Source organism: Vibrio sp. 99-8-1 (assembly GCF_013114595.1).
In the GTDB taxonomy this organism is placed as follows: domain Bacteria; phylum Pseudomonadota; class Gammaproteobacteria; order Enterobacterales; family Vibrionaceae; genus Vibrio.
The window spans coordinates 112,409-127,709 of record NZ_VTXE01000001.1 but is presented as its reverse complement, the minus strand read 5'-3'; the positions used below and the strand labels follow the sequence as shown (position 1 = coordinate 127,709).

The window sequence follows — 15,301 nt, the reverse complement described above, 5'->3', positions numbered from 1 at the left end:
AGTGGATCTTTAGCTAAACCATTTTTGAGTCGAATGCTTGGACTAGCTCTGTGATTTCTGAGGCAATAAAATCTTGAGTGTGTTGAGCGCTAAAGTGTGCTTCAAATGCAGATTGGTCTCGATATTTTTCCCACAGAACAAATTGACGAGGGTTCTCTTTACCCTGATGCGGATCCGCCATTAGGCAACCGGGTTCGGAACGCATCGCGGAACAGAACTGAATAATGGCCTCTTTACCCGTTGCAATATCAATATTGTCGCGGATTTTTAGCTCTGCAGTGATAACTATAGTAGGGTCTGACAAGTGTGTGTCCTCAATAAGGGGTCGTATTTAAAACAAAGTAGTGTCTATTTTATCTAATCGTTAAAATTGATAAACTTGGTTAAAATTGATTCTTTGTAAACTTATAGTTGTTAATGTGCCGGTTTTAATGGCTGCGACTGTACCGTTGAGAGAAGCATTGCTATTGCTTTTTGTGAATCATGAATCTGGCTATCAATGAGGGGATATGGATAAGTTACGCAGTATGGCGATCTTTGTACACGTGGTAAACCATGGTAGTTTTCGTAGTGCATCGGGTCATTTTGATATCTCTGCCACCATGGTTGGTAAACACATTCAGTATCTTGAATCTAGCTTGGGTTCCCGGTTGTTAAATCGCACCACTCGACGCCAGTCGTTGACGGAATCTGGTCGTATTTATTATCACGAATGCCAAAGAATTTTGGATGATATTAATAATGCAGAAAATCAGATTCAGACGTTAGAAAACAGACCTCAAGGCACGGTGAGAGTTAACTCTCCGGTGACATACGGTAACCAAATATTGGCCCCCATTGTGGTTGAATTTTTATCTCAATATCCGAGCATTAACGTCGATCTTATACTGGAAAATCGACTCATTGACCCTCTTCATGAGCAGTATGATGTGATTGTTCGTATTGGGGAGTTGGCTGACTCGTCAATGATCGCCAGACAAGTTGGTGTGTATGAGATGATCTATGCTGCTTCCCCCGATTATTTACAGCAACATTCTGTTATTGAAACGGTATCGGATCTTCGACATCACACCTGTCTCGGCTTTAATTATGATGATGCTGTTACGACGTCAAACCCCTTGCAGTTCAATCATTCTAGGACGCGTTTAAAATCAAATAACGGGCAAGTATTAACTCATGCCGCAGTACAGGGAATAGGGGTGATACTCCAGCCTAAAATATTGATAGCGCAGCAGTTGGCAGATGGTACGTTGCAGCCTGTACTGCCGCAGAGTTTACTTGAACCTTCACCAATAAATTTATTGTATAAAGACAAGCAGTTATCATTAAAAAACCGTACGTTTGTTGACTTTGTTTTGGCTTCACTGCGCAAATAATAAAACCAACGGTGTTTGTTAAAAATAGAATGTGATAATAAATGGTTTTTATACTCAAGTAACAGGGACGGTTAAATGCTTATTTTTGATTTTGATGGTGTGTTAGCAGATACGTTGGAGATCTATGCCAAGGTGTGTCGTGATGTAGCAAAAAATCTGGGCCATAAACAACCATTGCCAGCCAATCCATTTGCTGATCTTGACCCTGTTACCTTTGAAGAGATGGGTAAAAAGCTGGGGCTTAATGAAGAACAGTTTGCGATTGAAGTAGCAAGAGCGGTGAAAGGGCAAACCTTAATGCCACGCCTTTTTGACGATATTCCTGAAGTGATTGCAACCCTATCCCAAAAAATGCCATTAGCGGTACTGTCCGCAGGGAATAGCACAATTGTTAAGGCAATACTTACTCATCACCAAATAGCACATTATTTTAGTTTTATTCTTGGTGGAGACAGTGATGGAAGTAAAACGGATAAGCTTAAGGCATTGAAACAGCAGTATGGCGAAGAGCTCGTAATGATAGGGGATAGCGCGAGCGATATTGATGCAGCTAATCAAGCTGGGCTGAGTTCAATTGCGGTAACTTGGGGGTGGCAAACTGAGTCGCTGCTTGCCACAAGAAACCCGACCTATGTTGTTCATACACCAAAGCAGTTGTTAGCGGCTTACTGCTAAGTAGGTTCCCGCTAGGATCATGATACTGCCAGCACCACGGTTAAGTCGTTTATGAGCTAGTGGTGTTTTTAACAAGCGAGCCATTCTGGCCGCACCAAATGCGATAAGCATCAGTCCTGCCATTAATCCAATGAACGCCAGTACAGAGACGAGCATGATGTCATTGGCTTCTAGTAGAGTTAAGTCGATAAATGTCGGCAAAAAGGCGATATAGAAAAGGATCACTTTTGGGTTTGAGGCCGAGATAAGAAAACCTTGAATAAAGCTCGCTAAGTGGGAGTCATTGGTACCGTGACTTTCAGACTGTATGGCGTCTTTCGCTTGCGGCAATGTTTTGATCATTTTGTAACCGAGATATATCAAGTAAGCAGCACCGATATAGCGGATAGCAACAAAAACTTCGGTCCAGTTTTCCGCTATCGTGGCCAAACCGAAGCAGGCAAGAATCAAATAAACAAGATCACTGATGGCCATGCCCATCGCTAAAAAGGTGCACTTTTTGGCGCCGTATACTAAGGCTCTTGCCAGTATGGCAAATACGCCCGGACCGGGGGTTACGCTAAAGATAAAGATAGCGATAAAAAAAGTGATGGCTCCTTCAAAAGACATTTTTACACCTGATTCCATTCCTGAGATTCATTGAGACACAATATCGATTAAAAAATCGACGTCAACCTATTTTATCCCTGCACGCAGAGAGCCATCTAATCTGTTGGTCGCTGTCTGTTGAACCGGATAGAAGCAATAAAGTGTTCATTATCTTGTTGATGGGTTAATTGCCAGCCTTGTTTGATGCAAATTTTTTCCACCAGAAACAGCCCAATGCCAAAACTCATGGTATTGATGTTTGAGCCCGATTGAACAGAACTGGGTGGCTCGAATGGATTGGTCACCTTAATCTGTGAACAACTCAGATCAATATTGACGTTGCCCTGCTCAGTATGTTGGATGGAGTTTCTAATCAGGTTAACCAGCACAATTTTTATCAGTTCAGGCACTTCTCGTGGTAACTGAACGGGAGTGGGTTCATTGATTGATAGTGTAATATCTTTATCCAAAATAAGGTGTTGATGCTGGTGAATTACCTCTTCTACAACCGCTTTAAGCGCGACAGTATCGGTGGCTAACCCTTGTGTGTTTTCCCTAGATAACCACAATAGGGCGGTGACCATATCTTGCATATTTGCCACTGAACGAGAAATACGATTAATGGCGCGTGTGGCGCTTTTAGGGCTATCTGCCGCAACGCGGTTAAGCATTTCGACACTTGCTGAGATAATGGTTAACGGTGTGCGCATTTCGTGGCTGGCGGCACGAAGGAAAAACTCTTCACGCTCTACCGCTTCTCTCTGTTTTTTGACGCTGATAGAGAGCTGGTTTGCTAAACGATTAAGTTCTGAATAGCGCAAATTGCTTGGAGGGGGGATATCATTTTCTGATAACTGTTTTGCCCAATCTGATAGCTGAAACACAGGCTTGGTGATACGGTGAATTAAGATCCTAACCATTAAAAAGACAATCAGAACCAGTGCGCCAGCCGCCATACCTATTATTTTGTTTTGATCATACTCTGGTGGATTGTCATAAAAAATCTGCTCTAGTTGTTTGCCACTGTATTGGGAAACAAAATAGAGAGTAATGTTACTAGCCGCGAGTGTGTATTTGAAACCATAAAGGTAAAGAACATCCTGCTCGGTAGTGAGGTAATTTTCATAAATCTCATTATGCACCATAGCGGGCCAGTCGAAACTGCTCTGGTATTGAGCTGGGATATCATCGATAGTTAAATAGGTTTGTAATGTTTCACCCTTGGGAAGCTGCGGCAGTGATCCTGTGGCTTGGTACTGTTTCTCGATGGAGGCTATCTCGTACCTGAATCCATAAGCTTCGGTCTCTTTTATCCCGATCTCGTAGCTTTGGCTCATCAATAAGCTGTAGACCGCGGTTAACCCAAATGCCAGTCCAAATAGAAAGATATAAATATCACGTTTTATACTTAGCATTTTCATCACTCTTTTAGTGCAATACCGACACCGTGGATGGTGTGAATGAGTGGCGTTTCAAAAGGTTTATCAATGGCTTGTCGAAGTTTAAATAGGTGGACTTTTAAGCTGTCGCTATTGGGCAGTTCTTCTCCCCATACGCTGGTAACCAACTCTTGTTTAGAGACAACATTAGGAGAGTGCTGCATTAAGCAGACCAGCATTTTCCAGCATGCTGGTGGTAAGGTAACGGTTTGATTATTCCGAACGGCGGTGTGTTTATCCAAATCGACACAAAGATCACCAACCGTAAGCTTTTGCACCGTACCTAATGAGCGTCGAACAAGTGCCTGTAACCGTACTTGCAGTTCTTCCATTGCGAATGGTTTAACTAAGTAATCATCAGTGCCGACAGAAAAACCTTTCACCTTATCATCTAGAGTATCGCGGGCCGTGAGCATTAAGATGGGGGTACTAATGCCCTTCTCTCGCAATGTTTGACATACCGTTAATCCATCCATTTTCGGCATGTTAATATCGAGAAGAATGACAGAATAACTGTTTTCACTGGCGAGATTGAGTCCAGCTACACCGTTATAGGCAAAGTCGAACTCGAACCCGTCTAACTCCATAAAATCACTGATGGCTTCGGCTAAATCTCGGTCATCTTCGATGATCAATGCTTCTATTGTCATTTTGTTGTCCTACTCTGCTGGGTACCTATTCATCAGTATTTTAGTATAGCCGTCAGTAAAATAGGATCCCTTGTGGCTACAAGTTTGAACTGGCTGCAACATCGATGGGTTTTTCTACGGGCTTAGGCTGACTATTGAGCCGTTCACTAATTTCCCAAAGACGACTCATATTCTGTAGGGCAACAGGCAGAGCAAGTCCGGCTTCAGAGAACCCCCATGAATAACTGATGATGGTAAAAATAACCCCCGGCTTAGGGTCAGCAATAGAGGCACTTTCTAATAAGTTATAGCCCATAAAAAGAGCGATAAGGACAAAGATAACACCGTAAACGATCGCTTCTGTATCAGAGATTTTAATCTCCCATAATTTGAGTTTATTAAGATGGCGAATTAGCTGGTAGTTGGTTTTTCTATTGAGGATATTGACTTGTTTTTCCGCCTGATTGTTCCAATTGGCGTTGAGCTTATAGAAGATGCCGTGAGCAAAACTGTAGCAAATCATCATGCCAATGATCAGTGCCAATGAAGCTATGCCTAGCTCAATTTTAAAACTGATCAGAATGACAAAACCCACTACCAGCTGAATGATTGCGGTAAACAATTCGGGAAGTTCGTTCTCAAGAAAATCCACCAGTTCTCGCGACAGTTCGATTCTAGCGTTCTGTACGGAGATCGATAAAGAGTGGAATCTCTTTTCGACTTCGCTTCCGAGATCCACTCGAATCTTGCCAAAGGCGCGAGTGTCGTACATGCGTCTACCCGCGGAGATCACAATCAATAACAGCATGATGAAGGCGAAGTAGCCAATGGTTTCGGTATTACCTTCAATAAGTTGATCAATCGCGATGCCTATTACCAAGGGGATAGAGGCAATTAAGATGTTCTCAATAACAATCATTGCCCAAGTGATGATGATCTTGCTTCGATAAGCTTTGATAATAGGTAGAAGGCCAAACTTGCGGTATCGCGCCATTTTATTCTCAGTAGTTTATTGACAATGTTATGGCTTAGTTTAGTGAGAGAGTGGTTAATTTAGAGTTAACACAGCGCGTGACCAAATAGGGCTAACTACTCCACATTAAGTTGTGATGTATCACTCAGTAAAATGATTTCTCGACAAAAGATAAACTCTTTTGGACATTTGTCCTATTCGGTCTCTCTTCTCCTTTATAGGATTTGCCTATCTTTTTAATTGACATGGCAACAACCTATGACCTCATCAACTAATACGCCCAATGCTTGTCATGTTATGGCAAAACCGAGTAGTTCTAAGTGCAATATTGACTGCAGCTACTGTTTTTATCTGGAAAAACAGTCCCTTTATCCTCAGGAGGGTGACAGCTGGAAAATGGATTTGTTTACTCTGGAGTGTTACGTAAAGCAACAGATAGAAGCTCAAGCAGGTAATGACGTTATATTTGCTTGGCAAGGAGGAGAGCCTACTTTAATGGGGCTGGATTTCTATCGCGCTGCAATCTCATTTCAACTGCGTTACAACAAAAACAAAAAAATCATCAATACGTTTCAAACCAACGGGTTACTTATCAACGAGGAGTGGTGTCTTTTTTTCAAAGAGCACCAGTTTTTAATTGGTATATCGATTGATGGGCCTGCTGAACTACATAATCGCTATCGAAAAACACGCTCAGGAAAGAGCACCCATCATAAGGTTGTCGATGCGATTACATTACTGAAGAAGCATCATGTGCAATTTAATACGCTTACCGTTGTCAGTGAGGCCAATGCTAAGCAACCGCTCGACGTCTATCGCTACTTAAAAGAACTTGGCAGTGAGCATATGCAGTTCATTCCACTGATTGAGAGAGAGGCTCAACAGCAGAGTAGTGATGGATTAACACTCTTGCATCCTGACAGAATGGATGAGATGCGTATATGTGACTGGAGCGTAGAACCAGAGCAATATGGCCTGTTTATGTCTGCTATTTTTCGAGAATGGGTGCGAGAAGATGTAGGCAAAGTATATATACAACTTTTTGAAAACACTTTTGCATTAACCTGCAAGCAAGCTGCTCAAATCTGCGTATTTGCTCCAACGTGCGGAAGCGCATTCGCATTAGAGAGTAATGGGGATATTTACGCTTGTGATCATTATGTTTACCCAGAGTTTAAGCTAGGAAATATTCATAAAATATCAATCAAAGAGATAAACCAAGGTAAAGAAAATCGTCATTTTGCTTTGAATAAACAGACATCCCTTTCTCAAGATTGCCTTAACTGTGAGTTTCTTTCTTTATGTAATGGCGGTTGCCCTAAACATCGTTTCGCGCTTTCGTCTCGCGGTATACCTGAACAAAACTACCTTTGTCATGGCTATAAAACGTTCTTCTCTTATAGCAAACCTTATATGAATTTAATGAAAGAACTGTATGAGGCTGGTTATGCACCTGCTGCAATTATGCAGATCATTAAACAAAAAGAGTCGCAAATAGCGCTAAACGTTATTTGACGACGTATTTTCTAATAAGCTTAATTTGGAGAAACCAATGAAAAAATTTTCGCATAATGCGGTGGCCAAGGCGTGTGCGTTAGCTGCGATAACATGCAGCCAGCCAATACTGGCGGCGACAGCTGAAAAGCCTAATATCATTGTGATTATGGCGGATGATCTAGGGCAGTGGGCAAACAGTTTTCACAATCAAGGCATTATAGAAACCCCTAATCTAGAATATTTAGCTGAAACGGGGGTTAGATTTGAAAATGCGATGACTCCTGCACCTGTTAGCTCTGCGGCAAGGGCTTCTTTTCATACGGGTAAAATGCCATCTCAGCATGGTGTGTATGATTTTCTGGCAGAAAACCCAGAATTTGATGCAAATTGGCTAGAGGGTGAAAAACTATTGTCAGAGAGGATGAAATCTCAAGGTTACCGTACAGCACTGCTAGGAAAATGGCACGCGACTACTGACAGTAAGGAACCTATTCGTGGATTTGATCGTTGGCTTAGCTATGACGCACTGAAAGCTGGATGGAAAAATCAATATTTGCACTCTGGTACGGTCTTGTTTTCTGATGAAGGTGAGAACCTTGAATATACGGGTGTTCAAGCGCAGTTCTTGACCGATGAAACAATCAAGTTTGTTGATGAAAAAAGTGATAAGCCATTTTTCATTAGCCTAAATTACGTAGAACCTCACTTTCCTTTTGAAGGCTTGCCTGAACGCCTAGTGGAGAAGTATCGAGATGTTGCACATAAGGTTGTGGCGTTTGGTGGCAATTCCGTTTTGGACAACAGCAGTAAATTTACTTTAGTACCGAAAGATCATGAAGAAAAGCTGGCGCAATATCTTGCCGCGGTAACGCTATTGGATGACCAGTTAGGCCGACTGCTTGACAGTTTAGAAGGGAGAGGCATTCTGGATAATACCGTTGTTGCCTTTGTGTCAGATCACGGCTTACTAATGGGACAATACGGTCTATATGGAAAGGTAAATGCGAGTTTTCCGTATAATTATTATGAAGAAACCGTTCGAATACCGTTTGTTATTAAAGGACCCAAAGCGCTTGTTCGTTCGAAACAGGTTCGAGGTGAGTTCGTCGATCTGATGGATTTGCATGCCACTATCTTAGATATAGCCGCGGGGGATAAACAGTATGATAGCAGTTATGGTCCTGGTAAAACGTTGTTACCAATGCTGAAAGGAGAACGAGTTCGGGATTGGCGTCAGTACCAAATCGCTGAACGTGGCAATTCTCGTATGATTACCGATGGAAAGTGGAAGCTGGTTCGCTATTACGACAAAAAGCAGCAACCTCAAGATGATTGGTATGATTTAAGCCATCCACTGGGTGAAGGAAGCGTGTCTATTCCACCACGTAAAGCGGTTCAAGAGAAAATGATTAATGCGCTAGATGAGTTCTTTGCAGTTTATTCTACCGATGAGTATTCAGGTTTGAACATGTGGAATATGAGTTACCCTAACTTTACAACTGAAAAGTTACTAAAAGCAGAACGTTGGAATTGATAATCAAATTGATCTGATAGTTAATGGTAGCAACTCCGCTACCATTACTTTTCTAACTCAATGTCTCTCTCAGCTAGCAACAGAGAGACATCTAAAATATCAATGTGCTGCCTAGATACTTTTATTGCACCAATCTCGCTGAGATGCTTCAGAATTCGGTTATAGACTCTTAAGCTGGTTCCTAACCTTTCGCATTCTAAACTTTTGTTAATTATGAACTTCTCTTCTGGAGACTGTTGTGAGAAAAGGATCAAGTCATCAATAATGCAGTATGAAATGGTATGAAGAATATTGCGTGTCATTCGTTCAACAGATAAATACCATTTAGAAGTGAGGTGCTTGAATGTATATGCGGCTAATTTAGGGGTATTGCAAACCAGATTTGAAAATGCTTTTCCATTTATTATATAAGCATCACAATCCGACTCTGCGCTAACGGTGTAAAAGCACGATTTGTCAGAAAACAGTTCCATCAACCCAAGAAAACCATTGTGAGTAAATGTGCCGAGCTGGTAACGTCTTCCCTGAATTGCGCTACGTGATAGAGAAATCTGACCTTGAGTAATAAAAAAGATGTTTTCAACCGATTGGCCTTGATTCAAAATCAAATCGCCTTTTTGTATTCGGTGATGTCTGAACGCTAAAATTTGTTGATTCTGTTTAATGAAATCGAGAATTTTTTCCGTATGGTAAATATCTTCTTTAGTTATCAGCATAAATCAATCTTCACTTATAAATACGTACATATCTCCACGGCAGCGGTTAATACTGTATTCAATGGGTGAGCCGCTTTTGTCGAAGGCGGTTTGTTCAATTAACAGCACTGGAATGGTCTCTTCTATTTGCAGCTTTTCTAAAAACTCTTCAGTCGGCATCTTGGCGGATACCCGACTTTGCGTTTTGCTTGGAACAATATCTTGGCTGCGGAAATAGTCGTACAACGACAGCTGAATTTCTTCAGGATCATGAATAAGATGCGAGGGGACATATGACTCTTCAATGGATACCGCTTGTTCATCAATATAACGAACGCGCTTGAGGAGAAAAACATCATCATTGGTGGATATTTTTAGCTGTTTGGCGATCTCTTCAGAGCAGGGAATAATATTTTTCTTTATCCATAATGTGTCAGGCTTTTTGCCTTTTAAAACCACTTGCTGAGAAAAACCAGTGGCCTCTTTACTTGAGTACTCTAGCGTTTCGCTGATCATGGTGCCTAGACCACGGGAACGAACAATGACCCCTTCTTTTTCCAATATATCCAGTGCTTTGCGCACGGTAATTCTGGATACCCCAAGACGCTCGCTAAATTCACGTTCTGTAGGAATAAAGTCACCACCTTTCAGTATCTGTTGTTCCGTTGCTAACTTGACTGAGTCAGCGACTTTTAGATACAGAGGGGACTTGTCTTTTTTTTGTAGACGAGCCTGAATAAGATCGATTAGAGATTGATAGGGTTTCATATTAATTAAAGTGTCACCAGTCATACGCAAGATGTTGGCCCAAACGACGATCTATCTAAAAATAGTTTCCGTTGTTTGAGCTGATTAAGTATACATTATCTGGTTGATTAGAATTAATAATAAAATCAGTTTTGCGCGAATTAACCGCTTACATAGTTAATCTTAGCCGCTGATTAAGCTGACGTTTGCGGAGACAGCGGTGAAGCATCGGCTTCTATGGGTTTTACTCTGCATGTCAGCGCAGCGGCAATGCTCACCAAAACCGCACAGATGATATAGGCATAAAGGTAACTTCCAAACATATCCATGGATATGGCCGCCAGCATAGGGCCAATAAATCCGCCAACCCCCCATGAAGTGTAAAGGACGCCATAGTTTGCTCCGTAGTGTTTTAAGCCGTATAGATCCGCCATAATGGAAGGAAACACCGCTAACAGAGTGCCATAACCTATTCCCGCAAGTGCTGCGCCAATCAATAGTGTGTTGCTGGTGACAAACTGGCTAAACAGCGCCATGTTGAACGCCTGAATCACCAAAGCAATAGCTAATGTGGGTAATGGGCCAATTTTATCGCTTAGCAAGCCTGATGCGAGTCGCCCAGACGAGTTAAATATGGATAGAGTGATGACAAGATAAGCGCCATCGAGAATATTGGCTTGAGTAGCTGCGATGGAGGTGATATTAGCGATGACCATTAACCCAGCTGATGCGCCAAACGCATACATTAGCCAGAGAATATAGAACTGTTTGGTCTTTACCATTTCATGCCACTGATAGCTCTTTTGTTCTGTTTGAGGTGCCGCATTAACCTCGCGTTTAGCCACCGTTGCTTGATAATCTTTGGCTGGATTTTTAATGGTGATTGAAAGAGGTAATGCGACTAAAAGTAGCATGGCGGCCATAACTTGAAAGCTGCTGCTTAAACCGTAGTTGGCAATAAGATAACTTGTTAGTGGCGCAAGATAGATGGCGGCAATCCCGAATGCGGTGGCGAGTATGCCGTTTACCAACCCTTTTTGCGAAGCGTGGAACCACTTCATTGCCGTTGGATTCAAGCAAGCATAAGCGAAACCAATTCCCATTCCTGTTAATACGCCAAAACTGATGTTCATATTAAGTGGGGTAATGGATAGGCTCGCCAGTATCATCCCTAAGCCAGCAAGTAGTGAGCCCATCATGAGGACTTTTTGAGGGCCGATTTTATCTTGAATTTTGCCTGCCACTAATAACGACAATGACAGTACTACAATGGTAATGGTGTAGGGCATAGAGGCTTGTCCGTTGCTCCAGCCTAAGTTGACTAGGGCATTTTTAAATACACTCCATGTGTATAGCACTCCAATGCAAAGGTTAACGCCACAACTGGCAATAAGAATTTGATGAGATCGGTTATTGAAAAAATTAGTCATTATTGGTGATCGCGACAGATAAGGTCAGTGCTCTTCCGCGAAAGAGGAACAGCACTGAAGAGATGAATTTAGTATTGATGAGTTTAGTATTGATGAAGGTAGCGAGTGATCTCTGGAAGGTTTGGCGCACAATCGCCACCTACATGGCTCACAACATAAGAAGCGATGGCATTACCAAGCAAAATAGCATCGACCAGATCCCAGCCAGAAGCTAACCCAGCTAAAACACCTCCTGCATGACTGTCGCCTGCGCCAATGGTATCCACAACATCGGTTTTGAATGGTTCAACATTGCCGGTAGCGTCCTTGTCGGCAAAGAGTGCTCCGTCACTATCGATACGTAAAATTAGCGGACATGCATGCTGTTTATACCATTGCTTAACAAACTGCGATGGTTCCACCATGCCAAGCACTTCAGCCTCTTGCCGGTTTAGTGACACAATGGGTTTAAGCGCCATGATGCGCGCAAAGAGCTCGCTAGATATGTCGGCAATTCTAGGGCCAAAGTCGATAAACTTGTCGACCGTATCTGGTAACGATTCTAACCACGCGACTAGGGTGTCCCCGCAGGAAGAGGAGAGTTGGTATCCTGATAGATAGATGATGGCGTCTTTCTCTATGGGAAGTTGTGATAGCGTCTCTAGCGACCAGTCATTTTCCACGCCGCTGACTGATAAAAATGTTCGTTCACCATCGGGTTCAACGAGCGCCATACACCAGCCGTTATCACCGCTATGATTATAGAGACTGCTGCTTAACTCTTTTTCCAGCATGGCGGTTTCTATTACGTCTGCCCATTTTCCTTTGCCAATGGGCAGCGCGTTAACGGAGTTTAAGCCGAGTTTTTTTAGTGCGATAGCGATATTCAATGCGCAACCGCCTACATGAACGCCTTTCTCGACCAGTTCAACATCGGTACCGCGTTTTGGTAATTCGGCCACGTCAGCAACAATATCAACCACAGCCGCTCCAACAAGGCAGAGCTGTCTATTGTTGGTTAATGAGGGAATAAGCTGAATAAGCGCATTACTAGGCATAGGCTTGCTCCTTAAGTTGTCTCAGTTGAACAAATTTATCGCTATAACCTTCAAAGTCGAGTTGGTTTTCATCATCCAACTGTTTTTTAAGATTTTGGTCAATGGAATCAATGCCATTGAGAGCACCACATATTGCTGTCGCCATAGCACCAATGGTGTCAGTGTCTCCTCCTAAGTTAGCACATAAAACAGCGCAACGATTAGGGTTAGTTAAGGAGAGTTCGACCATGGCAATTGCCGCAGGGACAGACTCAATAGTACTCACTCCAGCGCCTACAAGGTTGTAGATTTTCTCCATACGGGTTTCTAAACCAGTCGGTTCTTGAGCGATAGTAAGTGCTAACTCAATACGAGCGGCCATTGAGGCGCTAAAAGTGGTGATGTTTCGAGTTTGTGCCGAGAGTGCAACCGCGGGTAACTGATCTTTAATTGCTTGCCAATCTTCCCCTTCAATGGCTTTGGATACAGCCCAAGCGATTACTACCGCACCAGCAATCGCCACGTCGGATTTATGTGTTGGACTGGATGCTAGGGCAACTTGTTCAACAAAGTTGTCGAGGCTATGGGTAGGAAGAAGGCAGCCCATTGGTGATACGCGCATGGCTGCACCGTTAGTGACGCCATTGTTTTCCAGTTCGTTAATCGGTGTACCTTGCTTGATGGCTTTCATGGCCGCTTTTGATGATGGGCCAAATATGTTTTTGTTAAAAGCATCAAAACCTTCTGCCCAAGTAAGGACATTTCGAGCGATGATATCTGGATTAATATCACCGTCACATTCGATGATGGCGTCGGCTAATGCTAAGGCCATAGAAGTGTCATCGGTAAATTGGCAAGCATCAAAGTAACAGGCCGCGTTATTCTCTTCTGGGCCGGGTAAAAATCGGTCAATCCAACCGAAATGGGCTTTGACTCGGCTTCTTGGCCAAAGCTCAGAAGGCATTCCCATCGAATCACCTAACGCTTGACCATAAAAGGTACCTAGAATTCGTTGTTTTTTACTTATATTCATCTTACTACACCAAAAATCGGTTAAAAAATCCTGCTCAGTATTGACGTTAATACTGATACTGAGCAGGACCATCAAGGGTTATGCTTGAGCTTTCTCTGTATGCGTTTCAGAGTTTGAATCGGGAATCTCTATCTCAGCGATCTCTCCATCAGGCTCTCTAAAGAAGAACATGAAGATAACGAGGATGACGGCAATCATTAGCGCTCCAAAGCCCCACATTCCTGCCCAGTCGAAAGTCAGTCCATTTTGTGGTGTCTCATAGGCGAACATGCTTTCCATCAGAACACCACCTAAACGGTATCCTAATAAGCTACCGATACCTTGACAGCCAAGTGTGATAAGGCCTTGTGCTGCAGTACGCATGTGAGCGGGTGCTTTCTTATCCACATAAATATAGGCGGTAACAAAGTAGAAGTCGTAGCTAACCCCATGTAGCAGAATACCTGCAAACAGAAGTGAGTATAGGTACCACGTTTCGGCACTACCGTAGACAAAGAAACCGTATCGAATTGCTGCTGTAAACAGACCAAGTAATAATACCTTTTTAATACCAAATCGTTTAGTGAAGAAAGGCAGTGCGAGCATAAAGAAGATTTCGGAGAACTGACCTAACGTCATCCAGCCAGTTGCATTGCTCATGCCAACTTCTGTAAGGAAGCCGTTGGCAAAGATGTAGTAGAACGCCAGTGGCATACTAAACATAAATGAACAGACAAAAAATGCGAGGAAGTTGCGATCTTTCAATAATACCAATGCATCTAAACCAAGCATTACTTTTAAGCTAAGTTTACCTGTGCTCTTTGGCGGTGTATTCGGTAATAGCAGTGCAAACAGACCTAAAACAGCAGAACTTAACGCGGTAATAATTAGTGGGATATTGCTTGAGGAGATGTCGCCATACCCCAACCATCCAGGAAGAAAACCAATGGCAATTCCCGATGCAATCCAACCAATAGTGCCGAGTACACGTATACGTGGAAAGTCTCTTTCGACGTCTTCAACATTGGAAAACGCAATGCTGTTGGTGAGTGCGATAGTTGGCATATAAGTGAGCGCATATAGCAACAGTAAAGGGAAGAAGCTTGAAAATTCAGTCTGTTGACCTGCAAGGTACATAAGTGCTGCGCCAGCAAGCAACATTACAGAAAGAACCTTCTGTGCAGGAAAGAAACGGTCGGTAATTGAGCCAACGAGGATCGGAGATAAAATGGCCGCAATGGCGGTAGATGCATAGCACCATGCTATTTCCGTTGGCGTAAAGCCATTGGTATTGAGTATTTGCCAGAGAGGAACAAACCATGCTCCCCAGATAAACCATTCAATAAACATCATGAATGATAGTTTTGCATTTGTAGATTTCATTATTAATTTCCTTTGGTACTGTGGGGTACGGTCCAATAATATACTTTGATAATACCAAAGCAATACCAAGGTGGTCGGATTGTGATCAGGGATCGACTTTTAACATCATATAAAAAGTATATATGCAATAGGAAATTTCGTCGTAATTAATTTATTTTGTTGATATTAAAGAAGTATTTCGGGTTAAACGAGAAAAAATCTAACTGAGTCGCATTGGTCTTAATTGGTTCTATACTCAAGTGACCTCAATATGCTGGATTCAGAGCAGCATCTACATATTCAGTTCAAGAAAGATAATTGAAGGAAT

15 protein-coding genes are annotated in these 15,301 nt (G+C 42.5%); 4 read left to right on the top strand and 11 right to left on the bottom strand.

All coding sequences use genetic code 11. From position 1 onward, the window contains the following. Positions 1 to 13: 13 nt before the first annotated feature. Positions 14 to 304 carry an antibiotic biosynthesis monooxygenase gene (locus F0227_RS00545; RefSeq protein WP_171751193.1) on the bottom strand — a complete coding sequence of 97 codons (291 nt, stop codon included), beginning with the start codon at positions 302 to 304 and terminating at the stop codon, positions 14 to 16. A 205-nt stretch (positions 305 to 509) separates the two neighbouring features. Here F0227_RS00545 and F0227_RS00540 point away from each other — a divergent pair, with 205 nt between their 5' ends. Beyond that, positions 510 to 1,376: a LysR family transcriptional regulator gene (locus F0227_RS00540; RefSeq protein ID WP_171751192.1), complete on the top strand. Its 867-nt coding sequence runs from the start codon at positions 510 to 512 to the stop codon at positions 1,374 to 1,376. A gap of 75 nt (positions 1,377 to 1,451) precedes the next feature. After that, complete coding sequence (locus tag F0227_RS00535; protein WP_171751191.1) at positions 1,452 to 2,051, top strand: HAD family hydrolase; 600 nt, start codon at positions 1,452 to 1,454, stop codon at positions 2,049 to 2,051. Here F0227_RS00535 and F0227_RS00530 read toward each other — a convergent pair. The 4 genes from F0227_RS00530 to F0227_RS00515 all read right to left on the bottom strand — a co-directional run bounded on the left by F0227_RS00530 (position 2,034) and on the right by F0227_RS00515 (position 5,701). After that, entirely contained in the window at positions 2,034 to 2,660 is a 627-nt protein-coding gene (locus tag F0227_RS00530; RefSeq protein ID WP_171751190.1) for a LysE family translocator, read from the bottom strand. The genes F0227_RS00535 and F0227_RS00530 overlap by 18 nt on opposite strands. A gap of 95 nt (positions 2,661 to 2,755) precedes the next feature. Then, entirely contained in the window at positions 2,756 to 4,054 is a 1,299-nt protein-coding gene (locus F0227_RS00525; protein WP_171751189.1) for a HAMP domain-containing histidine kinase, read from the bottom strand. Positions 4,055 to 4,059: 5 nt separating this feature from the next. Continuing rightward, positions 4,060 to 4,728: a response regulator transcription factor gene (locus F0227_RS00520; protein WP_171751188.1), complete on the bottom strand. Its 669-nt coding sequence runs from the start codon at positions 4,726 to 4,728 to the stop codon at positions 4,060 to 4,062. Positions 4,729 to 4,804: 76 nt separating this feature from the next. Then, on the bottom strand, positions 4,805 to 5,701 hold the full coding sequence (locus F0227_RS00515) for an ABC transporter six-transmembrane domain-containing protein (RefSeq protein ID WP_171751187.1): 897 nt from the start codon (positions 5,699 to 5,701) through the stop codon (positions 4,805 to 4,807). A 237-nt stretch (positions 5,702 to 5,938) separates the two neighbouring features. Here F0227_RS00515 and F0227_RS00510 point away from each other — a divergent pair, with 237 nt between their 5' ends. Next, positions 5,939 to 7,195 (top strand): anaerobic sulfatase maturase, encoded by a 1,257-nt coding sequence (locus tag F0227_RS00510; protein ID WP_171751186.1) that lies wholly within the window; start codon positions 5,939 to 5,941, stop codon positions 7,193 to 7,195. 37 nt (positions 7,196 to 7,232) lie between these two features. Beyond that, complete coding sequence (locus tag F0227_RS00505; protein WP_171751185.1) at positions 7,233 to 8,711, top strand: sulfatase-like hydrolase/transferase; 1,479 nt, start codon at positions 7,233 to 7,235, stop codon at positions 8,709 to 8,711. A gap of 44 nt (positions 8,712 to 8,755) precedes the next feature. On the opposite strand, the gene F0227_RS00500 is transcribed toward F0227_RS00505, so the two are convergent. From F0227_RS00500 to F0227_RS00475, 6 genes are all read right to left on the bottom strand, one after another. Further along, positions 8,756 to 9,427, bottom strand: coding sequence for a Crp/Fnr family transcriptional regulator (locus F0227_RS00500; RefSeq protein WP_171751184.1), 672 nt, complete (start codon positions 9,425 to 9,427; stop codon positions 8,756 to 8,758). 3 nt (positions 9,428 to 9,430) lie between these two features. Then, positions 9,431 to 10,198, bottom strand: coding sequence for a GntR family transcriptional regulator (locus F0227_RS00495; protein ID WP_253821996.1), 768 nt, complete (start codon positions 10,196 to 10,198; stop codon positions 9,431 to 9,433). 149 nt (positions 10,199 to 10,347) lie between these two features. Then, positions 10,348 to 11,583 (bottom strand): OFA family MFS transporter, encoded by a 1,236-nt coding sequence (locus F0227_RS00490; protein ID WP_171751183.1) that lies wholly within the window; start codon positions 11,581 to 11,583, stop codon positions 10,348 to 10,350. A gap of 83 nt (positions 11,584 to 11,666) precedes the next feature. Next, a complete protein-coding gene (locus tag F0227_RS00485) occupies positions 11,667 to 12,620 on the bottom strand; it encodes a PfkB family carbohydrate kinase (protein ID WP_171751182.1) in 954 nt (317 codons plus the stop codon). Continuing rightward, positions 12,613 to 13,632 carry an ADP-ribosylglycohydrolase family protein gene (locus F0227_RS00480; protein ID WP_171751181.1) on the bottom strand — a complete coding sequence of 340 codons (1,020 nt, stop codon included), beginning with the start codon at positions 13,630 to 13,632 and terminating at the stop codon, positions 12,613 to 12,615. Before F0227_RS00480 ends, F0227_RS00485 begins: the two co-directional genes overlap by 8 nt. Positions 13,633 to 13,710: 78 nt before the next feature. Further along, a complete protein-coding gene (locus tag F0227_RS00475) occupies positions 13,711 to 14,994 on the bottom strand; it encodes a nucleoside permease (RefSeq protein ID WP_171751180.1) in 1,284 nt (427 codons plus the stop codon). Positions 14,995 to 15,301: the final 307 nt, after the last annotated feature.

Coding starts and splice junctions, on each gene's coding strand:
- F0227_RS00530 (WP_171751190.1), bottom strand. CDS start 2,660: ATGTCTTTTGAAGGAGCCATCACTTTTTTTATCGCTATCTTTATCTTT.
- F0227_RS00540 (WP_171751192.1), top strand. CDS start 510: ATGGATAAGTTACGCAGTATGGCGATCTTTGTACACGTGGTAAACCAT.
- F0227_RS00495 (WP_253821996.1), bottom strand. CDS start 10,198: ATGACTGGTGACACTTTAATTAATATGAAACCCTATCAATCTCTAATC.
- F0227_RS00510 (WP_171751186.1), top strand. CDS start 5,939: ATGACCTCATCAACTAATACGCCCAATGCTTGTCATGTTATGGCAAAA.
- F0227_RS00485 (WP_171751182.1), bottom strand. CDS start 12,620: ATGCCTAGTAATGCGCTTATTCAGCTTATTCCCTCATTAACCAACAAT.
- F0227_RS00525 (WP_171751189.1), bottom strand. CDS start 4,054: ATGCTAAGTATAAAACGTGATATTTATATCTTTCTATTTGGACTGGCA.
- F0227_RS00515 (WP_171751187.1), bottom strand. CDS start 5,701: ATGGCGCGATACCGCAAGTTTGGCCTTCTACCTATTATCAAAGCTTAT.
- F0227_RS00520 (WP_171751188.1), bottom strand. CDS start 4,728: ATGACAATAGAAGCATTGATCATCGAAGATGACCGAGATTTAGCCGAA.
- F0227_RS00535 (WP_171751191.1), top strand. CDS start 1,452: ATGCTTATTTTTGATTTTGATGGTGTGTTAGCAGATACGTTGGAGATC.
- F0227_RS00480 (WP_171751181.1), bottom strand. CDS start 13,632: ATGAATATAAGTAAAAAACAACGAATTCTAGGTACCTTTTATGGTCAA.
- F0227_RS00505 (WP_171751185.1), top strand. CDS start 7,233: ATGAAAAAATTTTCGCATAATGCGGTGGCCAAGGCGTGTGCGTTAGCT.
- F0227_RS00500 (WP_171751184.1), bottom strand. CDS start 9,427: ATGCTGATAACTAAAGAAGATATTTACCATACGGAAAAAATTCTCGAT.
- F0227_RS00490 (WP_171751183.1), bottom strand. CDS start 11,583: ATGACTAATTTTTTCAATAACCGATCTCATCAAATTCTTATTGCCAGT.
- F0227_RS00475 (WP_171751180.1), bottom strand. CDS start 14,994: ATGAAATCTACAAATGCAAAACTATCATTCATGATGTTTATTGAATGG.